2 protein-coding genes are annotated in these 1,203 nt (G+C 53.9%); both read right to left on the reverse strand.

Going from position 1 to position 1,203, the window contains the following annotated elements:
• Positions 1–138 (reverse strand): sugar phosphate nucleotidyltransferase (locus AC3DKE_RS11155; protein WP_487990740.1); only part of this gene is annotated, 138 nt, incomplete at its 3' end.
• Positions 135–1,202, reverse strand: a complete 1,068-nt coding sequence (gene rfbB, locus AC3DKE_RS11160; RefSeq protein WP_487990739.1) for a dTDP-glucose 4,6-dehydratase — start codon at positions 1,200–1,202, stop codon at positions 135–137. The genes AC3DKE_RS11155 and rfbB, both read right to left, overlap by 4 nt.
• Position 1,203: the final 1 nt, after the last annotated feature.

Below are 1,203 nucleotides of genomic sequence, written 5' to 3' on the forward strand. Positions count from 1 at the left end.
AATGCCCGCGAGCATTAGCACCGATAGCGGGTAGTAAATCATTGGTTTGTCGTAGATGGGCAGTAGCTGCTTCGACAAACCACGGGTGATGGGGTGTAGTCGTGTGCCCGAACCGCCGGCGAGGATGATGCCCTTCATTGTGTTGCTCCAATACGTTGTAATTGATAGGCGCCGCTCAGCACGCGCTGCCACCACGCCTCATTGGCCAAATACCATTGCACGGTTTTGCGCAAACCGCTGTCGAATGACTCTTGCGGCACCCATCCTAATTCGCGCTCAATTTTTGAGGCGTCAATGGCGTAGCGCGCGTCATGACCTGGGCGATCTTTGACAAAAGTGATGAGATCTTCATAGCGCGCTACGCCAGCAGGTTTGCGGTCAGCGGCAAGCTCTTCAAGCAACGCACATAAGGTTCGCACCACATGAATATTGGTTTGCTCATTGTGACCGCCAATATTATAGGTTTCGCCGACTTCACCGGTTGTGACCACGCGTATTAGTGCTCGTGCATGGTCCTCCACATAGAGCCAATCGCGAATTTGCAAACCATCGCCATAAACTGGCAGCGGCTTGCCTGCCAAGGCATTGAGCATCACGTGCGGGATGAGTTTCTCGGGGAAATGGTAGGGGCCGTAGTTGTTCGAGCAGTTGGTGATCAGCGTTGGGAAACCATAGGTACGTTGCCAAGCGCGCACGAGGTGATCGCTCGCGGCTTTGCTAGCCGAGTATGGCGAGCTCGGCGCGTATGGTGTGGTTTCTAAAAACAGGTCATCGGTGCCATGGAGGTCGCCGTAGACTTCATCGGTGCTGATGTGATGAAAGCGAAAGGTCTCACGGCGCGATGCATCGAGGCCCGACCAATAGGCTCGAGCGGCTTCGAGCAAAGTGTAAGTGCCGGTGATATTGGTGTGAATAAACTCACCGGGTCCATCGATGGAGCGATCAACATGTGATTCGGCGGCCAAATGCATGACGGCATCGGGTTGATGCTCTGCGAAGACACGATCGAGTGCGGCGCGATCACAAATATTGACTTGCTCAAAGGCGTAGCGTGATGAGCTAGCGGCATCGGCTAGTGACTCAACGTTGCCAGCATACGTTAGGCAGTCAACATTGATCACTGAGTGTTGGCTGTGCGCAATTAGTTCGCGAACTACGGCTGAGCCTATAAAACCGGCACCGCCGGTGACTAAAATTTTCATG

It is taken from the genome of Paraperlucidibaca sp. (assembly GCF_982810325.1).

Bases quoted from the DNA above. Each gene is read 5' to 3' on its own strand.
- rfbB (WP_487990739.1), bottom strand. From the start codon at position 1,202: ATGAAAATTTTAGTCACCGGCGGTGCCGGTTTTATAGGCTCAGCCGTA.